The organism is Parafannyhessea umbonata, assembly GCF_900105025.1.
GTDB classification, from domain to species: Bacteria; Actinomycetota; Coriobacteriia; order Coriobacteriales; family Atopobiaceae; genus Parafannyhessea; species Parafannyhessea umbonata.
Window position 1 is genome coordinate 1,294,274 of sequence record NZ_LT629759.1, and the last position, 24,975, is coordinate 1,319,248.

The following is a 24,975-nucleotide window of genomic DNA, read 5'->3' on the forward strand; positions in this document are numbered from 1 at the left end:
TCGCCGAGAATGCTCATGTACGGTAAGGAAGCAAGCAACCGAAAACAAGAGATAGACCGCCAGCACTACACTATTCCGAACCAAAGACCAAAAGATAAGCATTGTGGGAAAATCTAAACTTTTGGATTTTCCTACAATGCCAACTACGGCGGAATCCCTCCCACTCCTTATATCTTTCTGTATACATTGAATTTGTATTTAGTAAAATGCAGACAACACCACGGATCGGCTTTTGGTTGGACAATTCCAACCAAACACCACAGCAGACAGCAGAAAACATTCTGAACGCTAGGAAGCCGGTATGATTGTTACATATAAGGGGAAGAAAAATTTCTTTTAGGTACTTGTTTTCCTAAAACTGATGTGATATAATAATTCAAGTCCAGAAAAGGAGTAAAAAATATGCGGCAAGGTATTCTTAAATAAAACTATAATCAAATAGTGGGAACAAAGGATTATGATAGTCCCTTTTGTAGGGGCTTAGTTTTTTGTACCCAATTTAAGAATACTTTTGCCTTATCAATTTTGACATATCCCCAAAAACAGCACTCACAAACAGGTGTATGCTGTATATGTGTATGTCCGCAAATTATCCCCAGTGGTAAAAGTATTTTACTGCTGGGGATTTTTATGCCCTTCGGGGCAGTAAAGGGAGGACAATCACATGAAAATAATCAATATTGGAATTCTTGCCCATGTAGACGCTGGAAAGACGACCTTGACGGAGAGCCTGCTATATGCCAGCGGAGCCATTTCAGAACCGGGGAGCGTCGAAAAAGGGACAACGAGGACGGACACCATGTTTTTGGAGCGGCAGCGTGGGATTACCATTCAAGCGGCAGTCACTTCCTTCCAGTGGCACAGATGTAAAGTCAACATTGTGGATACGCCCGGCCACATGGATTTTTTGGCGGAGGTGTACCGCTCTTTGGCTGTTTTAGATGGGGCCATCTTGGTGATCTCCGCTAAAGATGGCGTGCAGGCCCAGACCCGTATTCTGTTCCATGCCCTGCGGAAAATGAACATTCCCACCGTTATCTTTATCAACAAGATCGACCAGGCTGGCGTTGATTTGCAGAGCGTGGTTCAGTCTGTTCGGGATAAGCTCTCCGCCGATATTATCATCAAGCAGACGGTGTCGCTGTCCCCGGAAATAGTCCTGGAGGAAAATACCGACATAGAAGCATGGGATGCGGTCATCGAAAATAACGATAAATTATTGGAAAAGTATATCGCAGGAGAACCAATCAGCCGGGAAAAACTTGTGCGGGAGGAACAGCGGCGGGTTCAAGACGCCTCCCTGTTCCCGGTCTATTATGGCAGCGCCAAAAAGGGCCTTGGCATTCAACCGTTGATGGATGCGGTGACAGGGCTGTTCCAACCGATTGGGGAACAGGGGAGCGCCGCCCTATGCGGCAGCGTTTTCAAGGTGGAGTATACAGATTGCGGCCAGCGGCGTGTCTATCTACGGCTATACAGCGGAACGCTGCGCCTGCGGGATACGGTGGCCCTGGCCGGGAGAGAAAAGCTGAAAATCACAGAGATGCGTATTCCATCCAAAGGGGAAATTGTTCGGACAGACACCGCTTATCCGGGTGAAATTGTTATCCTTCCCAGCGACAGCGTGAGGTTAAACGATGTATTAGGGGACCCAACCCGGCTCCCTCGTAAAAGGTGGCGTGAGGACCCCCTCCCCATGCTGCGGACGTCGATTGCGCCGAAAACGGCAGCGCAAAGAGAACGGCTGCTGGACGCTCTTACGCAACTTGCGGATACTGACCCGCTTTTGCGCTGCGAGGTGGATTCCATCACCCATGAGATCATTCTTTCTTTTTTGGGCCGGGTGCAGTTGGAGGTTGTTTCCGCTTTGCTGTCGGAAAAATACAAGCTTGAAACAGTGGTAAAGGAACCCACCGTCATTTATATGGAGCGGCCGCTCAAAGCAGCCAGCCACACCATCCATATCGAGGTGCCGCCCAACCCGTTTTGGGCATCCATCGGACTGTCTGTTACACCACTCCCGCTTGGCTCCGGTGTACAATACGAGAGCCGGGTTTCGCTGGGATACTTGAACCAGAGTTTTCAAAACGCTGTCAGGGATGGTATCCGTTACGGGCTGGAGCAGGGCTTGTTCGGCTGGAACGTAACGGACTGTAAGATTTGCTTTGAATACGGGCTTTATTACAGTCCGGTCAGCACGCCGGCGGACTTCCGCTCATTGGCCCCGATTGTATTGGAACAGGCATTGAAGGAATCAGGGACGCAACTGCTGGAACCTTATCTCTCCTTCACCCTCTATGCGCCCCGGGAATATCTTTCCAGGGCTTATCATGATGCACCGAAATACTGTGCCACCATCGAAACGGTCCAGGTAAAAAAGGATGAAGTTGTCTTTACTGGCGAGATTCCCGCCCGCTGTATACAGGCATACCGTACTGATCTGGCCTTTTACACCAACGGGCAGAGCGTATGCCTTACAGAACTGAAAGGGTATCAGGCCGCTGTCGGCAAGCCAGTCATCCAGCCCCGCCGTCCAAACAGCCGCCTGGACAAGGTGCGCTATATGTTTCAGAAGGTAATGTAAAGATACATAATCGTCAAGACGGCAACAATCAGAAGTTATGGAGGGTAACAATGGAATATAGTAAGGAAGATTTAATGGAAGCAAAAAAGCAAATGAAGTGGCTGAGTTTGTTGAGGCTTCGGTAGTTTGTGTGACAAGGGGCTAGCCTAGGCAGCAACGCTCTTCGCTCCCTTCACGCCCTTCTTCCTCGCCTTCACCGGGCGACCCGGGAGCTGGGGCTGGCAGTCGCCGCACCTGAGCATGAGCAGGGCCACGAGGTTGTCGGTGTTGCGGAAGCCGTAGCCCATCCTCACCGTCACCTTGATCTTGTTGTTGATGGCCTCTACGCGCCCGTTGCTGATGCCGAGCTCGACTGCGGCGATGATGTCGTCGCGCCGGCGGCGCACCTTCTTCTCCACGGCGACGACCTTGGCGATCTTGCAGTAGGCGGCCCTGTGCATCCAGTCGTCGAGCAGCTCGGCGGCCTCGGAGCCGTCGGCTGCCCGGAAGACGGCCCGCAGGTCCTCCTTGAGCTCCCAGGCCCTGACCAGCCGCGAGCCGGCCCTCTTCTTGAGCGCCTCGAGCCTCGCCCTCTGGCCGTCGGTGAGGTCCTCGGGGTTCTTCACGAGCGCGTAGCGGCTGCCCTTGATGGAGGCCTCCTCCTCCTCGAGCGCCCTGACCTCCTCGGGCGGCAGCTCGCCTTTGGCAGGCCTGCCGCGCTTGCCCTCGGGCCTGGGCCTGGCGGCCCTGGCGGCGGCCCTGGCGGCGTTCCACTCCTCGCAGCGCACGGCGTCGAGCGCGTCGTTCATCCACTGGACCACGTGGAAGGGGTCCATGACCCACCTCGCGTTGGGGCAGCGGCGCTTGACCAGCTGCCTTATCCACCTCGCGCCGTCGGCGGTCACCACCTCTATGGCGCGCCTCTGCTCGCGCGTGAGCTCGTCGAGGAACAGGTTGAGCACGTCCTTGCCGGTGCCCTCGTGCGCCCAGATGAGGCAGCCGCGGTCGTGGTCGACGACCACCGTGACGTACTTGTGGCCCTTCTTGTACGACGTCTCGTCGATGCCGATGCGGCGCACGCCGTCGAACCTCGAGGCGCCGCGCGCGGCCTCCAGCTCGGCGTAGACGCGCCTGCACACGCCGCCCACGCTGTGCCACTCGACGCGGGCGAGCTCGGAGACCGCCGAGGCGGTGCAGCGGACCGCCAGCCACGCCACCCAGTCCTCGAAGTCGCGCGTGAAGCGCGCCCCGTGCCGCGCCCAGGGGACGGCCTCGGTGCGCACGCCGTGCTCCGGGCAGCGCACCCTGCAGGGCGCGTACTCCAGGTAGCAGGCCGAGCGCGCCAGGTCCATCGCCCTCCACAGCCTGGGGGCCCCGCGGTTCGCCATGTCGTAGAAGTCGCAGGCCCTGCCGCATACGGGGCAGCGGCGCTGCTCGCGCTTGTAGGGCCGGACGCTCACGACGATGCGCTCGGCCTCGATGCGCGCGCCCAGGACGACCGTGCGGGCCAGACCGAGGGCGAGAAGTAGTAGACTCTTCATGCGTCACACCTCTTCGGTTGTCTGAATTTGGCTTAGCAATCATAGGCGGATGACGCGGAAACGGCCCCTCCCGGGGCCGTTTCAGTTCCAGATCGTTGTTTTCGCCCGCTGAGCTGGGCCTATGCCGGAATCTCTCCCACAGAAACCACCGAAGAGCCCATTTTTTTGTGTAAAAAGGACGAGTGAAATATAATGCTTAAAAAATATTGGATAAAATGTCCGATTTGTAACGGAAAGACGAGAGTTCAAGTATTTCATAATACTGTATTAAAAGATTTTCCTCTTTTCTGCCCTAAATGCAAATTGACGCATATCATTGATGTAGAAAAATTAGAGATTGTAATCAAAAATACAGAAAAACAAACTTTTATTATTTAGAAGAAAGGATATAAAAATGAAACGTTTACCTAAATATACGCCTGCGGAAGTACGGAATGATCCATACGGATTTACTTACAAAGAAATGTCGGAAGTTATTGGCGAGAATGAAGCCTCCTTTTTTCACCTGCTGAAGGTTATCAATCTTCTTATTGAGTATCTCGGCATTCTTTCTTCTGCCAATGCCCTGGCGGGCAGATCCACCCCCCTTTCGGCTGGTTCGGGGGCACAGGCATGCCCTGACGGGCAGATCCACCGCCCTTTCGGCTGGTTCGGGGTCGCAGGCATGCCCTGGCGGGCAGATCAGCGCCTTTTCGGCAGGTTCGGGGGCGCAGGCATGCCCTGACAGACGGCTGCATTGCCCATATGCGTTTTGCGCGCGAGGACCCTGTTGCTCCTGTCAAAAGCGTGGCGAAATGAAGTGGCCCAAAAGAGGGCAGCAGAATACCGAAATCCCAGCTTGAAATAGCTCAGCTATTTGTCACTGTGCGGTTCTGCCTGCTATGATTAGCCATGCACTGCTGGGGAAGACTCATCCGCTAGAATTGCTTGGACGAAAGGAGACGCAATGGTACTCGACAGATACGCGCGATTTGCTGACAGCGCCGACGTGCTCTCTTGCCCCCTTTGCCACAGCGCCCTGAAGCTGCAGGAAGGGAGCCTCGTATGTCCGAAGAGGCACTGCTTCGATATCGCAAAGCAGGGGTACGTAAACCTTCTAGGGCCCTCCAGGCAGTCAGCCCACTACAGCAAAGAATCCTTTGAGAGCCGCATGGCAATCCTGGAGGCAGGGTATTACGACCACGTGAAAGAAGCCGTCCTCACCGCGGTAGGAAGGGCCCTTTCCCCAAGCGAGGGTCCTGCAGCTGTGAACGCGACGCCATTCCGCGTGCTCGACGCGGGATGCGGAGAAGGCTTCTATGCACGTGCAATCCGAGAAAACCTCTGTGTCGACGTGGTGGCGTTTGACCTCTCAAAAGACGCCATGCTGATGGCGGCCCGCCACGATTCCAGAAAGGCGGTCAAATGGCTGGTTGGCGACCTGACGAACATCCCCGTGCTGAAAGGCTCCATCAACTGCGTGGTGGACGTATTCGCTCCCTCGAACTACGACGAATTCAAGCGCGTTCTCACCCCAACCAGAAACGCCTCCGCGCCAGGAGTGCTGGTCAAAGTGGTTCCAGGCAGCAATCATCTTACGGAGCTGCGCCACCTTGCTGAAGGATCTTTGCGCAGCAAGGAATACTCAAACCAGCTGGTGACCGATTGCTTTGAGAAGCACTTCAAGATGACCGACCGCATCAAGGTGACGCGCACCTTCGAGATGTCCGAAAGGGACGTCCGCGTGTTCGCCGAGATGACGCCGCTGCTGTTCGGCATCGACGCGGAGTCCCTAAATCTATCGCGTGTGAAAAGCATCACCATCGAGGCTGAATTGCTGGTGGGCACCCCTCGCTCCCAAGGCCCTTCATGAGCTCAGCCAGCTCATCATCCTCTTAATAATCAAAAATACAGAAAAACAAACTTTTATTATTTAGAAGAAAGGATATAAAAATGAAACGTTTACCTAAATATACGCCTGCGGAAGTACGGAATGATCCATACGGATTTACTTACAAAGAAATGTCGGAAGTTATTGGCGAGAATGAAGCAAAAGCCTTATATGAAGAATTATATAAGCAATTACCACGCAAAAAAAATCTATCAATGTTGGTAAAAAATATTTGCAAAAGCAGTGATACTGAAAAGTATGTTTACGAACTGAAAGACAACAAATACATTGAAACGGTTTTTATCAAGCGGCGAGATGGTGGAACTGTTTGCGTGAGCACACAAGTCGGTTGTCCTGTTGGTTGTATTTTTTGTGAGTCCGGGCGAAATGGCTTTGTTCGTAATCTAACATCGTCAGAAATCGTACAACAGATTATATTGTTGCGTCGAAAAGTAAACCGTATCGTTTTTATGGGTATGGGAGAGCCTTTATTCAATTATGACAACTTGATAAAAGCAATCCATATTCTCCGAGATAGATATGGGCTCAACTTTCCAACCGACGGCATTACCATATCAACAGTTGGTCCGGTCGATCAATTAAAAAAATTGCGCGAGGAACATCTTAAAATTCAGTTGACAATATCTTTACACGCAGCAACACAATCTGCAAGAAATCGTATTATTCCTCACATGCGCATATATGCTATTGAAGATGTTGTTAAGCAAGCCTTATCCTATTCTGAAAGGCATAATCGCAAAATTGTCTTTGCGTATTTGCTTTTACCGGGTATAAATGACCGGCCCTCAGATGTAAGACAACTTGCAAAATGGTTTCGGGGCAAAAAAGTTATGATTAACGTGTTACAATACAACCCAACAAGCAATTCAAGAATTAAAGCACCACAGAAACGGGAAATAGTTGCATTCAAACATCAATTAGAGCAAGCAGGACTTGAAGTTACTATAAGAGTTTCTCATGGCAGAGAGATTAACGCGGCTTGTGGACAGTTAGCTAACACATATAATAAATTCAAAAAAAAATGATTAAAAGTGCCAGACGCATAGACGCAGAGCCGATAACGCATTAGGTCAAAAACCTATGTGTTATCGGCTTTTTTAGAGGCTTCGGTAGTTTGTGTGACAAGGGGCTAGCCTAGGCAGCAACGCTCTTCGCTCCCTTCACGCCCTTCTTCCTCGCCTTCACCGGGCGACCCGGGAGCTGGGGCTGGCAGTCGCCGCACCTGAGCATGAGCAGGGCCACGAGGTTGTCGGTGTTGCGGAAGCCGTAGCCCATCCTCACCGTCACCTTGATCTTGTTGTTGATGGCCTCTACGCGCCCGTTGCTGATGCCGAGCTCGACTGCGGCGATGATGTCGTCGCGCCGGCGGCGCACCTTCTTCTCCACGGCGACGACCTTGGCGATCTTGCAGTAGGCGGCCCTGTGCATCCAGTCGTCGAGCAGCTCGGCGGCCTCGGAGCCGTCGGCTGCCCGGAAGACGGCCCGCAGGTCCTCCTTGAGCTCCCAGGCCCTGACCAGCCGCGAGCCGGCCCTCTTCTTGAGCGCCTCGAGCCTCGCCCTCTGGCCGTCGGTGAGGTCCTCGGGGTTCTTCACGAGCGCGTAGCGGCTGCCCTTGATGGAGGCCGCCTCCTCCTCGAGCGCCCTGACCTCCTCGGGCGGCAGCTCGCCTTTGGCAGGCCTGCCGCGCTTGCCCTCGGGCCTGGGCCTGGCGGCCCTGGCGGCGGCCCTGGCGGCGTTCCACTCCTCGCAGCGCACGGCGTCGAGCGCGTCGTTCATCCACTGGACCACGTGGAAGGGGTCCATGACCCACCTCGCGTTGGGGCAGCGGCGCTTGACCAGCTGCCTTATCCACCTCGCGCCGTCGGCGGTCACCACCTCTATGGCGCGCCTCTGCTCGCGCGTGAGCTCGTCGAGGAACAGGTTGAGCACGTCCTTGCCGGTGCCCTCGTGCGCCCAGATGAGGCAGCCGCGGTCGTGGTCGACGACCACCGTGACGTACTTGTGGCCCTTCTGTTGATTTTCAATAGGAACTGCGCGGATGTCGCACGGGGACCTGACCACCGTACGCATCGGGAATTGAGCAGTATTCGCATGGGGGCCGTGCCCGGGCCGCGCAAGGGGCACGGCCCCCGCTATGTTTCCTCCGGGCGGGATTGATGATGAGTCGGACGAGGCCCGCCCGGAGAGGAAGGAAGGATGACCGTGCCCCTTGACACAAGACAGGCTATCAGGGAACTGGACGCCGGTGGTGCGTCCAGGTCGCAGATAGCGCGCGAGCTCCATGTGAGCCGCAACACCGTCCGCAAGTACGCGGACATGGAGGACATGTCGCCGGCCGCGCCCGTGAGCGCGAGGCCGCACCCCGCGATCGACGCCGACGCCGCGTGGGTGGACTCCGTCCTGGAGGCCGACCTCGGCGCGCCCAGGAAGCAGCGCCACACGGCGAAGAGGATCTACGACAGGCTGGTGGAGGAGCGCGGCTACGCGGGCTCCTACTCGACCGTGTGCCGATACGTGGGCGAGTGGAGGCGCGGGCACTCGCGCTCCCCGCGCGAGGGCTACCTCGAGCTCGCCTGGGAGCCCGGCACCGCGCAGGTCGACTACGGGTCGTTCCGCGCGGTCGTCGCGGGCGTCCCGCGCACCCTCAGGCTCCTCGTCGTGACGCTGCCCCACTCGAACGCCCGCTTCTGCGTGGCAATGGAGCTCGAGAGGTCCGAGTGCCTCTGCTGGGGCCTGCGCCTCGTCTTCGAGTGGGCCGGGCGGGCCCCGCGCGTCCTCGTGCTCGACAACGCCACGGAGGCCGGGCGCATGCTCCGCGGCATCGTCACCGAGTCCGAGCTGTTCTCGCACTTCAGGGCCCACTACCGCTGCGAGGTCCGCTTCTGCAACCCGCACTCCGGCAACGAGAAGGGCTCCGTCGAGAACGCCGTGGGGTTCCTCCGCCGGAACCTGCTCGTCCCCGTGCCCGAGGCCGCCTCGGTCGACGAGCTCAACGAGGGGCTCAGGGCCGGCTGCGAGCGGATCAACGCCGGCGCGAGGAACAGGGCCGGGGCGCCCACGCCGGAGGCGCTCCGCGAGGACCTCGCCGGGATGCTGGCCCTGCCGGGCGCGCCCTTCGACGCGGTCAGGTGGACGCACGCGCGCGCCGACAAGCGCGGCTACGTGCGCGTGGACGGCAACCTCTACTGCGTCGGGCCCGCCTGGCACGACCGCGAGCTCGTGGTGGGCGTGCGCGCCAGGTCGGTCGAGGTCCTCGCCGACCGGGGCAGGCGCGTCGCCACGCTCGCGCGCAGCTTCGGTGAGGGCGAGACCGTGAGGAACCCGGCGTCGCTGATCCCGGCGCTGGTGGCGAGGCCGAGGGCCTTCGGGGAGTCGACCATCAGGCGCGACATGCCCGGGGCGCTCGTGGGAGAGCTCGACCGCTGCGACAAGGCCGGGAGGAGGAAGGCCCTCAGGGCGATAGGGAGGGCGTCCGAGCACTCCGGCTTCGGCGCCGCCTGCGAGGCGGCCGCGAGGATCTTCGCGGGCGGCAGGGTCCCGGACGACGCGTCCTGCGACGCGCTCGCGAGGCGCGTGGCCGCGGGCGGCCCCGAGCCGGGGCAGGCCGACCTCGCCGTCTACGACGGCTTCCTCGGGGAGGCGGCGCGGGATGCAGAGTAGCGCGAGCGTGGCGGACGCGGTCGTGGAGGCCGGCAAGAGGTGCTCGCTCACGAAGTCCGTGCTCGCGGAGTGGGCCAGGAGGGGCACGCCCAGGCAGGTCGAGTACCTCCTCGGCTACCTCGAGGCCGAGGGCGCGAGCAGGGACGCCTCGAAGAGGGCGCAGCTCCTGAGGAGGTGCGCCCTGCCGCAGGCCAAGACCTTCGAGGGCTACGACTGGTCGTGCGTGTCCTGGCCGGACGGCTTCGGCAGGGACGACCTGCTCTCGCTGTCGTTCCTGGGCGGCCGCGAGGACCTCGTGCTCATGGGCGACGTCGGCACGGGCAAGACCCACATGGCCGAGGCGCTCTGCGTGCTGGCGTGCCAGTCGGCGCGGCCCGCGCGCTTCTTCACCGCCTCCTCGCTCGTCGGCAGGCTGCGCCGGGCCCGCGACGAGGGCAGGCTCGACCGCGAGCTCGCCCAGGTCGGCCGTGCCGAGCTGCTGGTCGTCGACGAGCTCGGGTTCCTCCCGCTCGACGTCGACGGGGCCAGGCTGCTCTTCCAGGTGGTCTCGCAGGCCTACGAGACGCAGTCCGTCGTCTTCACGACCAACCTGGAGTTCTCGAGGTGGGGGTCCGTCTTCGGCGACGACCAGATGGCCGCGGCCGTGATCGACCGCGTCGTCCACCACGGCAGGCTCCTCCAGTTCAGGGGCGAGTCCTACCGCGTGAGGCACGCGCTGATGTCCCCGGACGGGGGCGGCGCGGAGTAGGCGGTCCGGCGGCCGCGCCCGAAGCGGCGGAGGGCGGGCCCCGCGAGAATTGCGCAGGGCCCGCCCAAGTCAAGTGAGAAATCCGCTCAAATCCCGATGCGATATTCGCTCAAGAACTATTGACATAACACACCTTCTTGTACGACGTCTCGTCGATGCCGATGCGGCGCACGCCGTCGAACCTCGAGGCGCCGCGCGCGGCCTCCAGCTCGGCGTAGACGCGCCTGCACACGCCGCCCACGCTGTGCCACTCGACGCGGGCGAGCTCGGAGACCGCCGAGGCGGTGCAGCGGACCGCCAGCCACGCCACCCAGTCCTCGAAGTCGCGCGTGAAGCGCGCCCCGTGCCGCGCCCAGGGGACGGCCTCGGTGCGCACGCCGTGCTCCGGGCAGCGCACCCTGCAGGGCGCGTACTCCAGGTAGCAGGCCGAGCGCGCCAGGTCCATCGCCCTCCACAGCCTGGGGGCCCCGCGGTTCGCCATGTCGTAGAAGTCGCAGGCCCTGCCGCATACGGGGCAGCGGCGCTGCTCGCGCTTGTAGGGCCGGACGCTCACGACGATGCGCTCGGCCTCGATGCGCGCGCCCAGGACGACCGTGCGGGCCAGACCGAGGGCGAGAAGTAGTAGACTCTTCATGCGTCACACCTCTTCGGTTGTCTGAATTTGGCTTAGCAATCATAGGCGGATGACGCGGAAACGGCCCCTCCCGGGGCCGTTTCAGTTCCAGATCGTTGTTTTCGCCCGCTGAGCTGGGCCTATGCCGGAATCTCTCCCACAGAAACCACCGAAGAGCCAGTTTGTTTGACACGGATTTGCTTCTGCTACCGAAAGTCCTTGCCTAATGGTGCCCCAATCCTAGCCTTCCGGTCGTCCCTAGGCCACCCTCTCGTTGATTCCCGCGTAGTACCAGCTTGCCGGCGTGTCGTACCCCAGCGACTGGTGAATCCTGGCGTCGTTGTAGTAGCCCACGAACTCGGCGACGAGGCGCCCCAGCTCCTTGGGCGTCGAGTACTCGTGTGTCCTCAGCCACTCCGACTTCAGGGTCCTGAACCACCTCTCCATCAGCACGTTGTCCCTCCAGCGGGCCCTGCCGTCCATGCTCTGCGTGACGCGGTTCGATGCGAGGAGCGAGACGTAGACGTCCGAGCCGAAGACCGACCCCTGGTCGGAGTTCATGACGGAGGGTGTGCCGTGCTCGGCGAAGGCCCGCCGCACGCACCTGACGACATCCTCGGCCCGCATCGTGTCCGACAGCCTCCAGCCCACGATGTAGCGGCTGTGCCAGTCGATCACGGCGGTGAGGTACATGTGGTGGCCACCTATCTGGACGTAGGTGATGTCCGTCGACCACACCTGGTTGGGGAAGAGGATCTTCTTGCCTTTGAGCAGGTAGGGGAACCTCTTCGAGCGCTTGGATGGTTTGGAGAGCGAGGGAAGCGGGCAGCAGGGTCGTATGTTCATCTCGTGCATGAGGCTCGTCACGTGCCAGCGGGTGACGTCCTCGCCGTCCTTCCTGAGCTGCCTGGCGATCTTCCTCGCCCCGTACGCGGGGTTGTCCGCATGGATCCCGTCTATCTTTGCCATGAGGCGCTCGTCCTCCTCGGAGGTCTCCTTCTTCTCCCTGCGCTCGTAGTAGGTGGAGCTTCTAGGTACGCCCAGGAGCTCCGAGGCCCTCTTGCGGGTGATGCCGGCATGCTCACCCGCGGCCTCCCGGCACCTCTCCCGGGTCGTAGCCGCACTCGTCGCAAAACCGCTGGAGGAAGTCGCGCTCGACGGTGAGCTGGCCGATCGTCCTCAGCAGCTCGTCGTGCTCCTTTGCAGCGGCTTCCTCCCTGGCCTTCCTCTCGCGCTCCTGCTTGGTCTTGCCGAAGACGTCGGTGGCGCCCTCGTCGAGGAGCTGGTCCCTCCACTCGGCGGCGAGCGAGGGCGCTATCCCGTTCTCCGACGCCACCTGGGAGAGGGTCTTCTCGCCCTTGTAGACCTCAAGCGCGACCCTCATCTTGAACTTGGGGTCGTACTTCCTTCTCGTCGTCTTGCCCATGATTCCAAAGCCCTTCCGTGCCTTTCGACACATCTTAGGGCTTTCGGTAGGCATGGCTCAAACGTGTCTAGATCTGGGCAGCCATATCACGCCTCCGCCGTCGAGGCGGTTCGGTCGAGGGGGCTCAGGAGCCTGCACGGCGTCGACGCGGCGATCGCGAGGGCGGAGGCCGAGGGGCGCGCCAAGGACGCAAGGCTCCTCTCGGACGCGCGGGAGTGCTGCGAGGAGCACGGGCTCCTTCCCGAGACGGCACACCATACCAGCGGAAACGCCAGGCCCTCGAAGCGCCACGCAAACAAGCGGCGGTCCTCCGCCGCGGGCGGCACACGCCACGCGGAGGGCGCGGGACAGAGGCAGATGGAGGTCCGGAGGGACGACCGCGGCGAGAGGGGCGACTCAAGGTGAGGATCACGGTCTGGTACGAGGACGGCGGCCTCGAGGAGTTCGACACGACGGCGCTCACCACCGCCGGGGCGCTCGGTGCGCCGGACGCGATGACTGACGTGGCCGTCCGGCTCGTAGAGGGCGACGGCATGTGGGCCGAGCTCAGCTGGTACGACTCCGCATCCATCGGCGGCGGTGACGAGCAGCTCGCCCCCAGGCGCGCAGGCTGCAGGGCGCACCTGCTCTCGGAGGGCGAGCTCGCGCGCGTGAGGTCGTGCGACGTCGACGGCGCGCGCTGGCTCACGCGCGTGGGGCCGGACCTCGTCGACGAGCGCAGGCTCTCGGAGCTCCTCGCGCTCCTATACGAGCCGCCGGTCGAGGGGATGTCCCTCGCGAGGAGGTCCGTCTGGCTGCTCGGGCACCTGTGTTTGATAGCGTCTTATTTGCGGGTTTGAGCGTCGGAAAGTTTCGGGTCTGAGCACGAAAAAATTACTGGTTCGTGCATGGGCACGCCGACCATCCCGCGATTGGCCCAACATGTCGTTGCTTCGGTTTACGACGTGAGGAGGGCCAGAGGGGAAATGATCGGCGTGGACAAGATAGAGGATATACGCAGGAGGGCGCGGCGTGGCGAGCCGATTGCGGCGATCGCGAGGGCGGTCGGCGTGTCGGAGCCCACTGCGAGGAAGTACGCCAGGATGGACGACCTGTCGCCCGAGCCCCCGAGGAGGAGGAAGCCCGAGAGCGAGGTGCTCGCCCCCTACGAGGGGACGATAGACTCCTGGCTCGACGACGACTGCAGGAACTGGCGTAAGCAGCGCCACACGGCCGTGAGGGTGTATGTGAGGCTTCGGGACGAGCTGGGCTACGACGGCTCCTACTCAACCGTGCAGCGCTACGTCAGGCGCCGCCGCGAGGAGATGGCCAGGGAGCGTGACCGCAGGGACGCCGAGGGCTTCCTTACGCTGAGCTGGCTGCCCGGCGAGGTCCAGGTCGACTTCGGGGAGGCGGACTTCAGGGTGCGTGGCGTCCTCACCAGGGGCAAGTACCTGACCGTCACCTTCCCGCACTCCAACGTGGGGCTCACCCAGGTGTTCTGGGGCGAGACGTCCGAGTGCGTCTGCCAGGGGCTCCGCAACGTCTTCGAGTTCGCGGGCGGCGTGCCGAGGAGGGCCGTCTTCGACAACGCCACCGAGGTCGGCAGGCGCGTCGGGGGCGAGGTCAGGCTCTCGGAGCTCTTCCGGCGCTTCGCGGCGCACTACGGGCTCGACTACACCTTCACCAACCCCTACTCGGGCAACGAGAAGGGCAATGTCGAGAACAAGGTCGGGTGCCACAGGAGGAACCTCTTCGTGCCCGTCCCGTCGTTCCACGACGTCTCCGCGTTCAACCGCAGGCTGCTCGGGGACTGCCTCGACCTCAGCGCGGGCAAGCGCCACTACAGGCTCGGCACGCCCGAGCTCGAGCTGTTCGGGGAGGACAAAGACGCGCTCTCGCCGCTGCCGCCGGCCGCGTTCTCGTGTGTGAGGTGGGAGACCAGGACGTGCAACAAGCAGGGCACCTTCACCGTAGGCGGCCCCCACCGCTACTCGGCCGGGCCCGCCTACGCGCGCCGCCGGGTCGACGTCGCCCTGGGCGCCTTCGACGTCACGGTCTGCGACGCCTCGACCGGGGAGGTGGTCGCCACCTACGAGCGCGAGTGGGGCGAGGCCCCGACCGACAGCTCCGATCCGACCCTGCAGCTCAGGCTGCTGTGCGCGAGGCCCGCGGGTTGGAGGGACTCGAGCGTCAGGGCGTCGCTGCCGGCGGAGCTCGTGTCGTTCCTGGACTCCGAGCGCCCGGCAGACCTCGCCGCCGACCTGAGGGTGCTGCGCGACGAGAGCGCCGAGCGCGGCTGGGCCGCCGCCGTGGAGGGCATGTCGCGCTCGCTCGCGTCGACGGGCGGCCTCGATCGCGCGAGCGTCGCGCTGTCGGCTGCCAGGGCCGCCGCGGGCGACGAGCGCGTCGAGTACGACGAGGAGGTCGACCTGGGCGTCTACGACGGGGCGCTGAGGCTGCTCGAGGGAGGCGACCGCCATGCCGCAGACGAGCTCGGAGCGTGAGGCCGCGCAGGCGGCCTTCCGCGACGCCGCCAGGGCGCTCTTCATATCCGGCGACACCATCGCCGCCTTCCTCGGCTCCGCGACGCCCGGCCAGGTCGCGGCATGCACGTCGATGCTCGAGTCGGAGATCGCCCACCGCGACAGGGCGAAGCGGGCGCGCCTGCTCAGGCAGGCGAGGTTCCCCGTGCCGAAGTCGATCGAGGGGTTCGACTGGTCGAATGTGGCGTTCCCCGACGACTGGGGTCGCGAGGACATGTGCTCCCTGGCGTTCGTGCGCGACGCGGAGGACCTCGTGTTCTACGGGCAGACGGGGCGCGGGAAGACCCACATGGCCACCGCGCTCGGGATCGCCGCGACGTCCGCGGGCTACCCCGCGGGGTTCTGGCAGACGGCCCAGCTGGTGCCGCGGCTGGGCAAGGCCAAGCGCGAGGGGACGCCCGGCGGGCTGCTCGCCGACGTGGCCAAGGCGAGGCTCCTGGTCCTGGACGAATTCGGCTACGCGCCTTTCGACGTGGACGGGGCGAGGCTGCCCTGCCAGGTGATATCCGAGAGCTACGAGAGGAGGAGCGTCATATCCGCCGCCAACGTCGAGTCCGGCAGGTGGGGCACCGTCTTCGCGGACGACAAGCTCGCAGCGGCGATCGTCGACCGCGTCGCGCGCCACGGCAGGCTCGTGGAGTTCGGGGGCCCGAGCCACAGGCTGGAGGAGAGCCTGATGCTCGGGAAGTCGGGAAGGTAGGGAGGCGCCGGCGGGCCCGTGACGAAACCCGAAAAACTTTCGTGCACGGACCCGAAAGAAATCCATGCTCAAAGTCGAAAGTCAGGCTTGACTAAACACAGCACCTCGCGGACGCGGACGATGGCCTCGGCATGGACGGCGCCCTCTCGCTCATGGGCATGACGCGGGCGAGCTACCAATTCCTGTCCCGACACGATGCTATCGTCCCAAACGAGGTGGGATAGCCGTCCGACAGGAGGTGGGCAACCATGGCAAGGAGACTGGTCAGGCTCGTGTTCTCGTTCTTCCGCTGGCTCTGCAGGGTCGTGCTTTTCTGGGTCTAGTCACGGATCCCCGATTCGTCATCCTCCGCTCGGCGTTGGCAAATTGGTCGTTCATAGGACCCGTTTTACGGCGATTTCGTAGAATTACAACGAAATTCGACTAAAATGGCCATGTCCGAGAACAATATTGACGAATGTCAAAGCAAACAGAAGGAGGGGGCGCTAATGGGGAACGCGAAGCTTTTATCGTTCAGGATTGCCAACTATCGGTCTTTCTACACGCCGCAGTCCTTCAATTTTTCAGATGGAGACGGACGGCCAAGGCCACTGACCGTAATCTATGGCCCAAACTCCAGCGGAAAATCGAACAGCGCATACGCCCTGCAAGACTTCAGGGCATGCATAGTGAACTCAGCAAGCGCCAACTGGCGTCTCCCATACATCCCGTTCATGCTGCGTCAGGGGGCAACGGGCAAGCCAACCGAGTTCGAGGCGGTATTCACTTTCGAGGGAAGACGTTACAGCTACTCCTTTGCATTTGTCTCCGAGCGGGTGATCGAGGAGACCCTGAGAGCAGAGTCCCCCAAGACAGGTCGCATGAACCTCGTCTTCCATCGTGGAGACAGGGGCGTTGACTCAAAGTCCGCAAGCAAGAACGGTTTTGGAAAGACGCTGCAAGAGAGAACGAGGCCCGAGACACTCCTCGTCACAAAGGCACATGAGGACAACAACCCCTTCTCGGCTGCCGTCTTTTCTCTCGTCGAATCCACCCCGATAATGCTGGATCGGGGTCCAGATCGCACGCCGCAATTCGTTGACATGCTCAAGGGAAATGAGGACCTGCGAGGAAAGATTCTCAAGCTCCTACGGGATTGCGACTTCACGATACGTGACATCGCGATTGGCGAAACGAGGTTCTCTGAAGACGACTTGTCGGCGATTCCCCTTCCAGCAGAAATCCGGCAGGCACTGGCCGCTAAGGGAGGCACGACCTTCAGCACGCTCCATGCAGTTCGCGATGACGAGTTGAGCATCGTTGGGATGGGGGCGATGGACTTCTGGTCTCTCGAGTCAAACGGCACAAGGAAGTTCTTCGAGATGGCCGTACCCATCGTTGACGCACTTGACAACGGATATACGCTGTACCTCGACGAATACGGTAGCTACCTCCATCCCAGCCTCGCGAAGGCGCTTGTCGCCCTTTTCAAGAGCGCGGAGAACAAGAGGGGCGCCTGCCTTATCGTGAACACGCAGGACACATCGCTCATGGGGGACGTCGCTGAGCGTGACGACATTCTCCTCGTTGACAAGAACATGGCAGAGGAGTCACGTGTCTCCTCGCTCAAGGACCGTGGTGCACGCACGACAGAGCCTCTGGAAGACCGGTACCTACGGGGGCTGTACGGTTCAGTTCCACGAGTTAGGACCAGGTAGATGGCGCCGAGGAGGCGGCAGAGACTGCCGCGCATCCTTCTAATCGTGTGCGAGGGAAAGACAGAGAAGGCGTACTTCGACATTCTCGGTGATATCTATCGGCCCCCACAGTTCGTCAAAGTCGTGGTCTATGGTCAGCAGGGACAACATTTGGCTCTAATCGACAAGGCTGTCGCAAAGCGGGACGAGTTGTGTAAAGAGTTGGAACTGTCAGAGGATGACGTTGAGTGCTGGGCCGCCTGCGATGAAGACCAGATGCCCTGCAGCTATTCTGAGCTCGTGCACTACGCGGAATCGCACGAAGTTCGGCTGGCGTTCTCCGCTCCACAGTTTGAGATGTATCTACTTCAGCATTTTGTGCAGTCCGGCTCCGTTGACAAAGTTGACGTATTCCGCCAGCTTACCCAATATCGGAATCGATACGGAGGCGAAGGGGACTACTGCGACGAGACGAAGTCGGACCTTACCTGGATGGCAAGGGCAATTGATGCCACTCCAAAGATTGTCAAGACCGCGATCACGAACTCCGACATCCGGGACCGCTCAACCAAGAGACCGTTCTTCACGGTTCAGGAGCTGTCTAAGCGCATACTTGAGCTATCCAACTGGTGACTCGGAATTCTCATCATCGAAGTCTCCCAGGCAGTTGTCGTGTCTCTTCAAGCGATACGTCGCTCATGCTCAAAGACGCGTCTCTGGCATTCGTCGCCCTGCTCGCTAGCGACATCAGATCTGTGCGGGAGAAGCGGAGAGGTTGCCTACTTGATAGCTCTTCCTTACGAAGTCTTTCCCTCCTGTCCGTGACGAAGTCCGCAGCCTTTGACGCTTGCGTTGCGGCCTTCGCGAGCGCGGACGGGTCGTCGCGGATAGCGGTGAGCCACCCCTGCAGGTAGGCGGCATGGTTCTCGAGGAACGTCCTGCCCATGTCGGCGTTGGCGTAGGCGCCCATGTCCAGGCCCGCGTCCGCCGCGGCGAAGGCGGAGCCCAGCTCCGCCACGAGCTCCTCCCGCGCGTAGCCCTCCTCCGACCTCTCCACCTCGCGGCCGACCTCGCGCGCCGTCGAGTGGCACATCTCGTGCAGGAGCGTGCGAGCGAACGCGTCCATCGAGGTGAACTGCGTGCGGAGCGGCAGCGTGATCGTGTCGGTCGAGGGGCGGTAGTACGCCTCGTCGACGCGCTCCTCGCGGACCGGGCACCTCGATGACTCTATGAGCTCGTCCGCCACGCGCTCCACCTCGGCGTTCTCCGGGGCGTGCGCGCTCGGATCGTAGGGCTCGATCCCCTCCACCTGGGAGGCGTTGAACACGTGGTGGAGCCTCCCGCGGAGGAAGGCGTCCTTGAGCGTCTCCTCGGGGAGCCTCCCCGTGCGGACGAGCTGCTCGGCCCTCTGGAGGGTGACGACGCCGGAGCCCGGGACGCGCACGTACCAGCTCCAGAACTCCACCGTCGCCGGCGAGCGGGCGCCCCTCGCCACGTGCCAGCCGGCGTCCCTCGCCTGGTTGAACGTGCACCACCTGGGGTCGTCGAAGCCGTCCCTGCGCATCGCCGCCGCGAGCGAGAGCCTGTTCATGCCGCGGTATGTCCTTCCCGTGGCGGCGTTCACGGGCGACCAGCACCCCTTCCACTCCGCCGCCCATGCGAGCCCGCCTCGCTCCATCGCGGCGGAGATCTCCTCGACGACCTGGCGCCTCGCCTCCGCGATCGCCTCCCGGCTGCCCCCTGAGTCCCTTGCCATGAGAATCCCCCTGTCACGGTGGCAGGGCGGCCCCGTGGGACCGCCCTGCGCGTCTCGCCTATGCCCCGTCGGTGCCGTCGCCTGCGGATGCCGCCCTGCACAGCGCGAGCGCCATGAGGGCCGTCCCCGCGGCGGCCATCCCCGCGAAGAACCAGATGAGCGGGACGAACGGGTTACTCATCGCCGTCGCCTCCACCGAGCGGGTCCGGCCCCGTCGCGGGCCCTCGGCGGATCTCGATCCCGGCGTCCCCGTCCGCGTCGCGGCGTCCGCGGCGCCTGAGCGCGCGTGCGCCCGCGAGGGAGAGCCCCGCGGCGGAGCAGAGGCCGGCGATCGTCGCCAGGGGCGCGCCGGCGTCGCCCGTCTTGGGAAGCTGGCCACCGCCCTTGGTGGCCTTCTCCTCCTTGGGGGTCTCGGGCGGGGCCTCGGTGATGCTCACCGTCTGCCCCTCGTCCTCGAGGTCGGCGTGGGTGGCGACGGTCTTCCCATCGTGGGCGATGGTCTCGAAGGCAACCACGTCGTGCCCTGCGAGCGCGCTGCCGTCGAACTCGAACGTGACGTCGGTGCTGCCGGACTCGGCGTCCGCGGTGAAGGTGGCGCTGGCGGTGACGGGGCTGCCGTCGCTTCCCTTGACCCTCTCGCCCGTGGACTTGTCCATGAGCGTGCCCGTGACCGTGTACTCGCGGCCCTTGACGAGCCCGGACCACTCGACCCTGTCCGTGATGGCGACCTTGTCCGCGGCCGTGGCCTCGTGGTCGCCGTCCGCCGCGTCGGTCGCCGTGGTGTGGATGCCGGGCAGGCTCACCGTCTGCCCCTCGTCCTTCAGATTGGCGTGGGTGGCGACGACCTTGCCCGCGCGGGAGAGCTCCTCCGTGCAGACGAGCCTCCTCCCCTCGAGCCCGGTGCCGTCCACGTCGAAGGCGACCTCGACGGTGCCCTCGGAGGACTCGGGGGTGACGGTCGTCTCCGCCGTGGCGAGCTCCTTGCCCGTCTCGGCGTCGAGCAGGCGTCCCCTGACCCTGTACTCGGTCCCGGGGGTGACGTTGGAGTAGGAGACGGTGTCGGCGACGCGTTGGCCGGGAGCCGCGTCTATCACCTTGTCGCCGTCCGCCGCATCCCTCGCCGACGTCGTGACCTGGGGGAACGCCACGCTCTGCCCCTCGTCCGAGAGGTCGGCGTGCGTGGCGTACTCGTGGCCGTGGCGCGAGAGCTCCTCGAAGGCGACGACCGTGCGGCCCGCGAGGTCGGAGCCGTCGAACCTGAACGTGACTGTCGCCTTTCCGCTTGCCTCCTCGGGTGTGAGCTTCGTGGTTGCGGTGACCTTCTCGCCCTTCGCGTCCGTGACGGCCTCGCCGGTCTCGCGGTCCATGAGGGTGCCGGTGAGGGTGTACTCCTTCCCGGGCACGAGGCTCTCGTACTCGACGGTGTCCGTGATGGTCACGTCGTCGTCTGCCGCCGCGTCGTGGGAGCCGTCCTCGGCGTCCGTCGCGGTGGTGCCGATCTTGGGGAACAGGACCGTCTGCCCCTCATCGTCGATGTCTGCGTGCGTGGCAACCACCTTCCCGCCCTGGCTGAGCTCCTCGAACGCCACGACGGAGTGGCCGGAGAGCCCGGTCGCGTCGAACTCGAAGGTGACCTTGGCCTTGCCCGTGGAGAGCTTGGGGGCCAGCTTCGCCGTGGCGGTGACGGCCTTGCCGTCCGCGCCGGTCACGGCCTTGCCGGTCTCGCGGTCCATGAGGGTTCCCGCGAGCTCGTACTCCTTCCCTGGCACGAGGTTCTCGTACTCGACCTCGTCGGTGAGCTCGACGCGCTCGGCGGCCTCGGCCAGGTGCTCGCCGCCCTCGCCGGTGAGGGTCGTGGCGATGCGCGGCCCCTGGTCGTCATCTACTGTTCCGAGGTTCACGGTGGTGGCGTCGCGCGTGACCCGCGCGGTCATGCTCACGAGGCGGAGCCCCTGGTTCGCGGCGCACGGGAGCTCCTCGACGAGGTACGTGTCGTAGGGCAGGGCGCCCTTGGAGTCGTCCGGGGCGGTCTGGGAGTCCGCGGTGCCGCTGAACCACACGCCCGCGGAGGCGTCCCAGGTCCCCTCGCCCGCCGAGTCGTTGGCGTTCGTGCGCGTGGTGTGGGCGGCCCAGGACGACGAGGTGCTGGCCTGGCCGTTCTCGTCGGTCACGATGATGTGGGACTCGCCCGTGGTGGCGGAGGTGATCCGGAACGGCACGCCCGCGAGGCGCGCCATGCTGCCGGACTCGGCCTTCACGAGCTCGATGTCGCCGCGCCTGACCTGCTCGGCGACCGTGGGGGTGGCGTAGGTGGAGACGGTCTCGGCGGTGCCCTCGCCGGTCACGTGGACGACGTGGGTGGCGTCGTCCCCCAGGTATCCGTTGGGGGCGGAGGTCTCGGTGATGGCGACCGTTCCCACCGGCACGCAGGCCTCGCCCCTGGAGTCTCGGTAGAGCGCGTCGCCCGTGGCGGACCCGAGGTCGGCGGTGCCGTCCTCGCCCGTGGTGACTGTCCAGATGCGGGTGGCCTTCGCGGGGAGGCTCCCCTCGTCGTACTGCCCGTCGTAGTAGCGGACCTCGAAGGTGGCGCCCTTGAGCGTCGCGGCGCCCAGCGGGGACGCCTTGCCCGTCTCCGCGTCGGCCTTCGCGAGCACGATCCCCAGCGGGTTCACCTGGGGGGCGTCGGTCGCCGTGGCCTTGGTGGTCCTCCCCGCCTCCACCGTGAGGGGGATCACGTCGGTCGAGAGCGCGTAGTTCCTCGCGGGCTTGGTCTCCCTCGCCCAGTAGCTCCCGGCGCGCAGCCCCTGGGCGGAGCCGTGCCCGCTCGCGTCGGTGACGATCGTCGCGACCGCCTGGGTGCAGGCCTCGTCGGAGTAGACGGTGTAGGTCGCGCCCTCGAGCGAGTAGCTGCCGTTGGCGTCGGACACCTCGTGGTTCGCGGACGACTTGGTGAGCTCGACGCCGCCCGTGGGGAGCACCTCTACGACGCTCTGGACCGTGCCGTTCGGCGAGTACCAGACCTTGCTCGCGCGGTCCCAGGCGCCCGCCTTGCCCGCGTGGGCGCGTGCGTCGGCGACCGCCGCCTGGATCTTGCCCGCGTCGGCGCGGCTCGCCCTGCCGCCGGCGCCGCTGTAGACGTTGCCCGACATCCTCCCGACGCTGTAGGCGCCGCTGGAGAGGTCCACGTCCATGCCGCAGAGCATCCACACGGCCACGTTGATCGCCTGGTCGGGCCTCTCGAGGCCGAGCGGGTTGCCCGGCGCCATGATGTGGACGAGGTACGCCAGCGCGTGCGGGTCGGGCAGGATGCCCGTGGCCTCGCCCGTGTAGTCCCACCTGGTGAACGTGGTCCCCGTGGGGTTGTGCGCCTCGGGGCTGATGCAGAAGAGCTGGCTGCCGGAGTCGCTCCCGAACGAGAGGAAGCCCTCGCCGCCGTTGGTCTCCGTCGTCACCCTCATGGTCCCGGTCGAGGCGTACGCCACCGCGGGCGCCAGCGCGCCCAGGGCCTGGCTGAGCACGAGCGCGGCCGATGCGATGGCCGCGACCACCCTCCGCGCGATCGTTCCCCTCGCCCTCTTTCTCACTCGTCCCATTGCCCGCGTCCTCCCTGCTCGCGTGCCTGTCTTGCGTCCCCCGCGATGCCGCGCGAGCCCTCCCGCGCCTCGCTCGCGCGCGTCCCCAGGGCCCGCCCCTGCGAGTGCTCGCGCGCCCAGCGGCGACGGCCCTCCACGATCGCGTCCCTGAGCTCGGCGGGGTCGACCCGCGCGCTCTCGCGCACGCGCCTCCCGTCCTCGCCGAGGACGGGGTTGCCCTCGGCGTCGAGGACCGAGCGGCGCAGGAGCACCTGCCGGTCCGCGGGGAGCGGCAGGTCTCGCCACCTCTCACCGCGCAGGGCCGACGGCCCCACCGACAGCGGCGTGAACTCCCAGCCGCCGTAGTCCGTCCCCCCGACGACCGTCCCGGAGGGGACGCGGGCCTGGTTGAACTCGCGCTCCTCCCCGGTCCTGCGGTCCGTGTAGCGGATGTGCTCCCGCACGAAGTTCTCGTGCAGGGTGACCACCACCCGGCCGTCCCTCTCTCCTTCCATTCCTTCCTCCTATCCTTCGGGCCCTCCCGGGCCGCCCTTTGGGAGCCTGTTCGCTACCCGCCGAGGGCGTCCCTGGCCCATGCCCCGCTCTTCGCGAGCGAGAGCACGAGCAGGACGCACATGGCGAGGTACTGGAGCGCGTAGCTGAGCCCGCCCACGACCGAGTCGACGGGCGTACCGGTGCCGGCGCTCGCCGCGTTGAGCCCGCCGAGCACGACGGGGAACGCTATGAGGAGCAGCGTGATCACGAGGCCCGCGAGGCACACGGACGCGAACTGCCTGAGGTAGCCGACCCCCATCTGCCTGGTCTCGTCCAGGCCCAGGAGCGCCAGCGGGATGGGGCTGAGCGCCGCCATCACGTAGAGCTGGATCGCCCTGGCCCAGGTGACGACGAGGGCCACCACGTAGGCGACCACCACGACGAGCCAGCTGACGAGCGCGACGACGACCATCGCGAGGAGCGCCGCCACGTCGTCGTCCTCGGTCACGATCGAGACGGCCGAGAGGTCCATGGCCCCGCCCGTGCCGAACAGCGCCGTCACGCGGGTTATCGCGAGGCGCGCGACCTCGTAGAGGGCCCTCATGAGCTCGAACGAGTTCTGCACGAGGAAGAGGTTCACGGCGAAGAACACGAGCAGGAACACGACCTCCCTGATGGCCGGGACGGAGGCGTTGCCGTCCATGCGCTGGGAGATGTGCACGAGCTGGGCCGTGAAGACCATGGAGAGGACCCCGCAGCCGATGGGCAGGACGGCCGCCTGCCAGGCGCCGCGCGCCATCTCGGCGAGCGTCGTTCCGCCCGCCGTGCCGAGCATCGACGAGAAGGGCTTGGAGAGCACGCCCTCCACCCCTATCGACGCGAGCACCCTCGCCTGGGCGGCGAAGATCCAGTTGCAGGTGTCGCGCAGGACCCCGCACATCCACGAGTTGATGTCGTCGGCTATCGAGGCGAAGGCCGGGTGCGGGACGAGGAGCGCGACGGCGAGCGCGAGCCCCGCGGCGGCGGCGAGCCGGAGGGCCCCCGCCCTCTTTGCTCCGCGCATGGCTAGCCCGTCACCGAGAACGCGCCGCCGGACCACTCCACCGAGACGACGGTCCTGCCGGGGTCGTCGCAGGTGAAGGTCGCGGTCACGCGGTCCTCGTTCGTGTCGAGGAAGACCTCGCCGTCGAATGCGGCCTCCGACGCGCCGGGCACGTGCATCGAGACCCAGAGCCTGACCGCGGCGTCGAGCGCGGTCTCGTCCCCGCCCACGAGCGACAGGTACTCGTCGTCCACGCCCGTGACGCGGACCTCCCCGTCGGTCGGCGCCGGGACCCAGTCGAAGGCGACCCGCAGCTGCTCGCAGTGCAGCCTCGCGTCGTCCCCGTCGCCCGTGATGGTGGCGGTCGCCTGCACCACGGTGCCGTCCGCGCGGGTGATCGAGAGCTCGCAGCTCCCCGCGGAGTCCTCCGTCACGCGGTAGCTCGAGGTGTAGGTGTTCGTCCCGTCTGTCTCGACGATCCTGCCGCCGGACGCCGTGAGGCGCTCGGACGCGTCGTCGGCGCCCATCCACTCGCGGGACTCGAGCGCCGACGCGCACGACCCCGCCTCGCCCGTCTCGTCGGCGCTCCCTCCCGCGTCCGACCCGGCGGCGTCGGTCGCCGCCGCCTGCGTCGCGGTCGCCCCGGAGGTCCCGCCGTCCGTCGCCGACGCGCTTCTTGCCGCCGAGCACCGCACCAGTGAGGCCGCCACGAGGACGGCGACGGCCCCCGCCGCCGCTATCGCCACGGCCCTCTTCCGTCTCTCCAT

At 63.9% G+C, this 24,975-nt stretch carries 24 protein-coding genes and 1 pseudogene; 14 read left to right on the forward strand and 11 right to left on the reverse strand.

The features are described 5' to 3' along the window. The first annotated feature begins 664 nt into the window (after positions 1 to 664). Positions 665 to 2,584, forward strand: a complete 1,920-nt coding sequence (gene tet(W) / locus BLT96_RS05870) for a tetracycline resistance ribosomal protection protein Tet(W) (RefSeq protein WP_090548148.1) — start codon at positions 665 to 667, stop codon at positions 2,582 to 2,584. Positions 2,585 to 2,730: 146 nt separating this feature from the next. Here the strand turns inward: tet(W) and BLT96_RS05875 are convergent, their stop codons facing one another. Continuing rightward, positions 2,731 to 4,104, reverse strand: a complete 1,374-nt coding sequence (locus BLT96_RS05875; protein ID WP_090862524.1) for an ISL3 family transposase — start codon at positions 4,102 to 4,104, stop codon at positions 2,731 to 2,733. Positions 4,105 to 4,296: 192 nt separating this feature from the next. Between BLT96_RS05875 and BLT96_RS05880 the strand changes: the two genes are divergently transcribed. The 5 genes and pseudogenes from BLT96_RS05880 to rlmN all read left to right on the forward strand — a co-directional run bounded on the left by BLT96_RS05880 (position 4,297) and on the right by rlmN (position 7,020). Continuing rightward, on the forward strand, positions 4,297 to 4,482 hold the full coding sequence (locus BLT96_RS05880) for a cysteine-rich KTR domain-containing protein (protein ID WP_003431289.1): 186 nt from the start codon (positions 4,297 to 4,299) through the stop codon (positions 4,480 to 4,482). A 16-nt stretch (positions 4,483 to 4,498) separates the two neighbouring features. Continuing rightward, the gene (locus BLT96_RS10995; protein WP_473225135.1) at positions 4,499 to 4,828 is read left to right on the forward strand and encodes a hypothetical protein; all 330 of its coding nucleotides are present in this window, start codon (positions 4,499 to 4,501) and stop codon (positions 4,826 to 4,828) included. 222 nt (positions 4,829 to 5,050) lie between these two features. Then, positions 5,051 to 5,191, forward strand: a pseudogene (locus BLT96_RS10970) (putative RNA methyltransferase); the annotation flags it as partial. A 63-nt stretch (positions 5,192 to 5,254) separates the two neighbouring features. After that, a complete protein-coding gene (locus BLT96_RS05890; RefSeq protein WP_052241580.1) occupies positions 5,255 to 5,956 on the forward strand; it encodes a methyltransferase domain-containing protein in 702 nt (233 codons plus the stop codon). An 80-nt stretch (positions 5,957 to 6,036) separates the two neighbouring features. Next, positions 6,037 to 7,020 (forward strand): 23S rRNA (adenine(2503)-C(2))-methyltransferase RlmN, encoded by a 984-nt coding sequence (gene rlmN, locus BLT96_RS05895; RefSeq protein WP_052802844.1) that lies wholly within the window; start codon positions 6,037 to 6,039, stop codon positions 7,018 to 7,020. 109 nt (positions 7,021 to 7,129) lie between these two features. On the opposite strand, the gene BLT96_RS05900 is transcribed toward rlmN, so the two are convergent. Beyond that, positions 7,130 to 8,056, reverse strand: coding sequence for an ISL3 family transposase (locus tag BLT96_RS05900; RefSeq protein WP_157692174.1), 927 nt, complete (start codon positions 8,054 to 8,056; stop codon positions 7,130 to 7,132). Positions 8,057 to 8,191: 135 nt separating this feature from the next. Here BLT96_RS05900 and istA (BLT96_RS05905) point away from each other — a divergent pair, with 135 nt between their 5' ends. Together istA (BLT96_RS05905) and istB (BLT96_RS05910) are read left to right on the forward strand one after the other, a co-directional pair. Further along, a complete protein-coding gene (gene istA / locus BLT96_RS05905) occupies positions 8,192 to 9,655 on the forward strand; it encodes an IS21 family transposase (protein ID WP_090862490.1) in 1,464 nt (487 codons plus the stop codon). Then, positions 9,645 to 10,403, forward strand: coding sequence for an IS21-like element helper ATPase IstB (gene istB, locus BLT96_RS05910; protein WP_090862493.1), 759 nt, complete (start codon positions 9,645 to 9,647; stop codon positions 10,401 to 10,403). Before istA (BLT96_RS05905) ends, istB (BLT96_RS05910) begins: the two co-directional genes overlap by 11 nt. A 109-nt stretch (positions 10,404 to 10,512) precedes the next feature. Here istB (BLT96_RS05910) and BLT96_RS05915 read toward each other — a convergent pair whose 3' ends face one another. The 3 genes from BLT96_RS05915 to BLT96_RS05925 form a co-directional block, all read right to left on the reverse strand. Further along, positions 10,513 to 11,037, reverse strand: coding sequence for a helix-turn-helix domain-containing protein (locus tag BLT96_RS05915; protein WP_090862530.1), 525 nt, complete (start codon positions 11,035 to 11,037; stop codon positions 10,513 to 10,515). Positions 11,038 to 11,274: 237 nt separating this feature from the next. Then, positions 11,275 to 12,087, reverse strand: coding sequence for an IS3 family transposase (locus BLT96_RS05920; RefSeq protein WP_157692221.1), 813 nt, complete (start codon positions 12,085 to 12,087; stop codon positions 11,275 to 11,277). Positions 12,088 to 12,097: 10 nt separating this feature from the next. Beyond that, entirely contained in the window at positions 12,098 to 12,442 is a 345-nt protein-coding gene (locus tag BLT96_RS05925) for a transposase (protein ID WP_157692175.1), read from the reverse strand. A gap of 63 nt (positions 12,443 to 12,505) precedes the next feature. On the opposite strand from BLT96_RS05925, the gene BLT96_RS05930 reads away from it, so the two are divergent. The 6 genes from BLT96_RS05930 (at position 12,506) to BLT96_RS05955 (ending at position 17,976) form a co-directional block, all read left to right on the forward strand. After that, complete coding sequence (locus tag BLT96_RS05930; protein ID WP_090862540.1) at positions 12,506 to 12,847, forward strand: hypothetical protein; 342 nt, start codon at positions 12,506 to 12,508, stop codon at positions 12,845 to 12,847. Next, positions 12,844 to 13,281, forward strand: coding sequence for a hypothetical protein (locus BLT96_RS05935; protein WP_090862543.1), 438 nt, complete (start codon positions 12,844 to 12,846; stop codon positions 13,279 to 13,281). The genes BLT96_RS05930 and BLT96_RS05935 overlap by 4 nt, the downstream gene beginning before the upstream one ends. Before the next feature lie 126 nt (positions 13,282 to 13,407). Continuing rightward, a complete protein-coding gene (istA, locus tag BLT96_RS05940) occupies positions 13,408 to 14,928 on the forward strand; it encodes an IS21 family transposase (RefSeq protein WP_419185593.1) in 1,521 nt (506 codons plus the stop codon). Continuing rightward, positions 14,903 to 15,667: an IS21-like element helper ATPase IstB gene (gene istB / locus BLT96_RS05945; RefSeq protein WP_090862546.1), complete on the forward strand. Its 765-nt coding sequence runs from the start codon at positions 14,903 to 14,905 to the stop codon at positions 15,665 to 15,667. Before istA (BLT96_RS05940) ends, istB (BLT96_RS05945) begins: the two co-directional genes overlap by 26 nt. A 488-nt stretch (positions 15,668 to 16,155) precedes the next feature. Then, a complete protein-coding gene (locus tag BLT96_RS05950; protein ID WP_157692176.1) occupies positions 16,156 to 17,364 on the forward strand; it encodes an AAA family ATPase in 1,209 nt (402 codons plus the stop codon). Continuing rightward, the gene (locus BLT96_RS05955; RefSeq protein WP_090862553.1) at positions 17,365 to 17,976 is read left to right on the forward strand and encodes an RloB family protein; all 612 of its coding nucleotides are present in this window, start codon (positions 17,365 to 17,367) and stop codon (positions 17,974 to 17,976) included. Positions 17,977 to 17,989: 13 nt separating this feature from the next. Here the strand turns inward: BLT96_RS05955 and BLT96_RS05960 are convergent, their stop codons facing one another. From BLT96_RS05960 to BLT96_RS05980, 6 genes are read right to left on the reverse strand one after another with little or no spacing between them, the layout of a single operon-like run. Beyond that, the gene (locus BLT96_RS05960; RefSeq protein WP_090862556.1) at positions 17,990 to 19,099 is read right to left on the reverse strand and encodes an ArdC family protein; all 1,110 of its coding nucleotides are present in this window, start codon (positions 19,097 to 19,099) and stop codon (positions 17,990 to 17,992) included. 58 nt (positions 19,100 to 19,157) lie between these two features. Next, positions 19,158 to 19,280 (reverse strand): hypothetical protein, encoded by a 123-nt coding sequence (locus BLT96_RS10880; RefSeq protein WP_268233791.1) that lies wholly within the window; start codon positions 19,278 to 19,280, stop codon positions 19,158 to 19,160. Further along, positions 19,273 to 22,692: a VaFE repeat-containing surface-anchored protein gene (locus BLT96_RS05965; protein WP_090862559.1), complete on the reverse strand. Its 3,420-nt coding sequence runs from the start codon at positions 22,690 to 22,692 to the stop codon at positions 19,273 to 19,275. Before BLT96_RS05965 ends, BLT96_RS10880 begins: the two co-directional genes overlap by 8 nt. Next, positions 22,680 to 23,186, reverse strand: a complete 507-nt coding sequence (locus BLT96_RS05970) for a DNA gyrase (RefSeq protein WP_197674328.1) — start codon at positions 23,184 to 23,186, stop codon at positions 22,680 to 22,682. The genes BLT96_RS05965 and BLT96_RS05970 overlap by 13 nt, the downstream gene beginning before the upstream one ends. Before the next feature lie 53 nt (positions 23,187 to 23,239). Continuing rightward, on the reverse strand, positions 23,240 to 24,229 hold the full coding sequence (locus BLT96_RS05975) for a VirB6/TrbL-like conjugal transfer protein, CD1112 family (RefSeq protein WP_059053502.1): 990 nt from the start codon (positions 24,227 to 24,229) through the stop codon (positions 23,240 to 23,242). A gap of 2 nt (positions 24,230 to 24,231) precedes the next feature. Further along, on the reverse strand, positions 24,232 to 24,975 hold the full coding sequence (locus tag BLT96_RS05980; RefSeq protein WP_090862562.1) for a hypothetical protein: 744 nt from the start codon (positions 24,973 to 24,975) through the stop codon (positions 24,232 to 24,234).

Bases quoted from the DNA above. Each gene is read 5' to 3' on its own strand.
- BLT96_RS05875 (WP_090862524.1), bottom strand. From the start codon at position 4,104: ATGAAGAGTCTACTACTTCTCGCCCTCGGTCTGGCCCGCACGGTCGTC.
- BLT96_RS05880 (WP_003431289.1), top strand. From the start codon at position 4,297: ATGCTTAAAAAATATTGGATAAAATGTCCGATTTGTAACGGAAAGACG.
- BLT96_RS10995 (WP_473225135.1), top strand. From the start codon at position 4,499: ATGAAACGTTTACCTAAATATACGCCTGCGGAAGTACGGAATGATCCA.
- BLT96_RS05890 (WP_052241580.1), top strand. From the start codon at position 5,255: ATGGCAATCCTGGAGGCAGGGTATTACGACCACGTGAAAGAAGCCGTC.
- rlmN (WP_052802844.1), top strand. From the start codon at position 6,037: ATGAAACGTTTACCTAAATATACGCCTGCGGAAGTACGGAATGATCCA.
- istA (WP_090862490.1), top strand. From the start codon at position 8,192: ATGACCGTGCCCCTTGACACAAGACAGGCTATCAGGGAACTGGACGCC.
- istB (WP_090862493.1), top strand. From the start codon at position 9,645: ATGCAGAGTAGCGCGAGCGTGGCGGACGCGGTCGTGGAGGCCGGCAAG.
- BLT96_RS05915 (WP_090862530.1), bottom strand. From the start codon at position 11,037: ATGAAGAGTCTACTACTTCTCGCCCTCGGTCTGGCCCGCACGGTCGTC.
- BLT96_RS05925 (WP_157692175.1), bottom strand. From the start codon at position 12,442: ATGGGCAAGACGACGAGAAGGAAGTACGACCCCAAGTTCAAGATGAGG.
- istA (WP_419185593.1), top strand. From the start codon at position 13,408: ATGATCGGCGTGGACAAGATAGAGGATATACGCAGGAGGGCGCGGCGT.
- istB (WP_090862546.1), top strand. From the start codon at position 14,903: ATGCCGCAGACGAGCTCGGAGCGTGAGGCCGCGCAGGCGGCCTTCCGC.
- BLT96_RS05950 (WP_157692176.1), top strand. From the start codon at position 16,156: ATGGGGAACGCGAAGCTTTTATCGTTCAGGATTGCCAACTATCGGTCT.
- BLT96_RS05955 (WP_090862553.1), top strand. From the start codon at position 17,365: ATGGCGCCGAGGAGGCGGCAGAGACTGCCGCGCATCCTTCTAATCGTG.
- BLT96_RS05960 (WP_090862556.1), bottom strand. From the start codon at position 19,099: ATGGCAAGGGACTCAGGGGGCAGCCGGGAGGCGATCGCGGAGGCGAGG.
- BLT96_RS10880 (WP_268233791.1), bottom strand. From the start codon at position 19,280: ATGAGTAACCCGTTCGTCCCGCTCATCTGGTTCTTCGCGGGGATGGCC.
- BLT96_RS05965 (WP_090862559.1), bottom strand. From the start codon at position 22,692: ATGGGACGAGTGAGAAAGAGGGCGAGGGGAACGATCGCGCGGAGGGTG.
- BLT96_RS05970 (WP_197674328.1), bottom strand. From the start codon at position 23,186: ATGGAAGGAGAGAGGGACGGCCGGGTGGTGGTCACCCTGCACGAGAAC.
- BLT96_RS05975 (WP_059053502.1), bottom strand. From the start codon at position 24,229: ATGCGCGGAGCAAAGAGGGCGGGGGCCCTCCGGCTCGCCGCCGCCGCG.
- BLT96_RS05980 (WP_090862562.1), bottom strand. From the start codon at position 24,975: ATGGAGAGACGGAAGAGGGCCGTGGCGATAGCGGCGGCGGGGGCCGTC.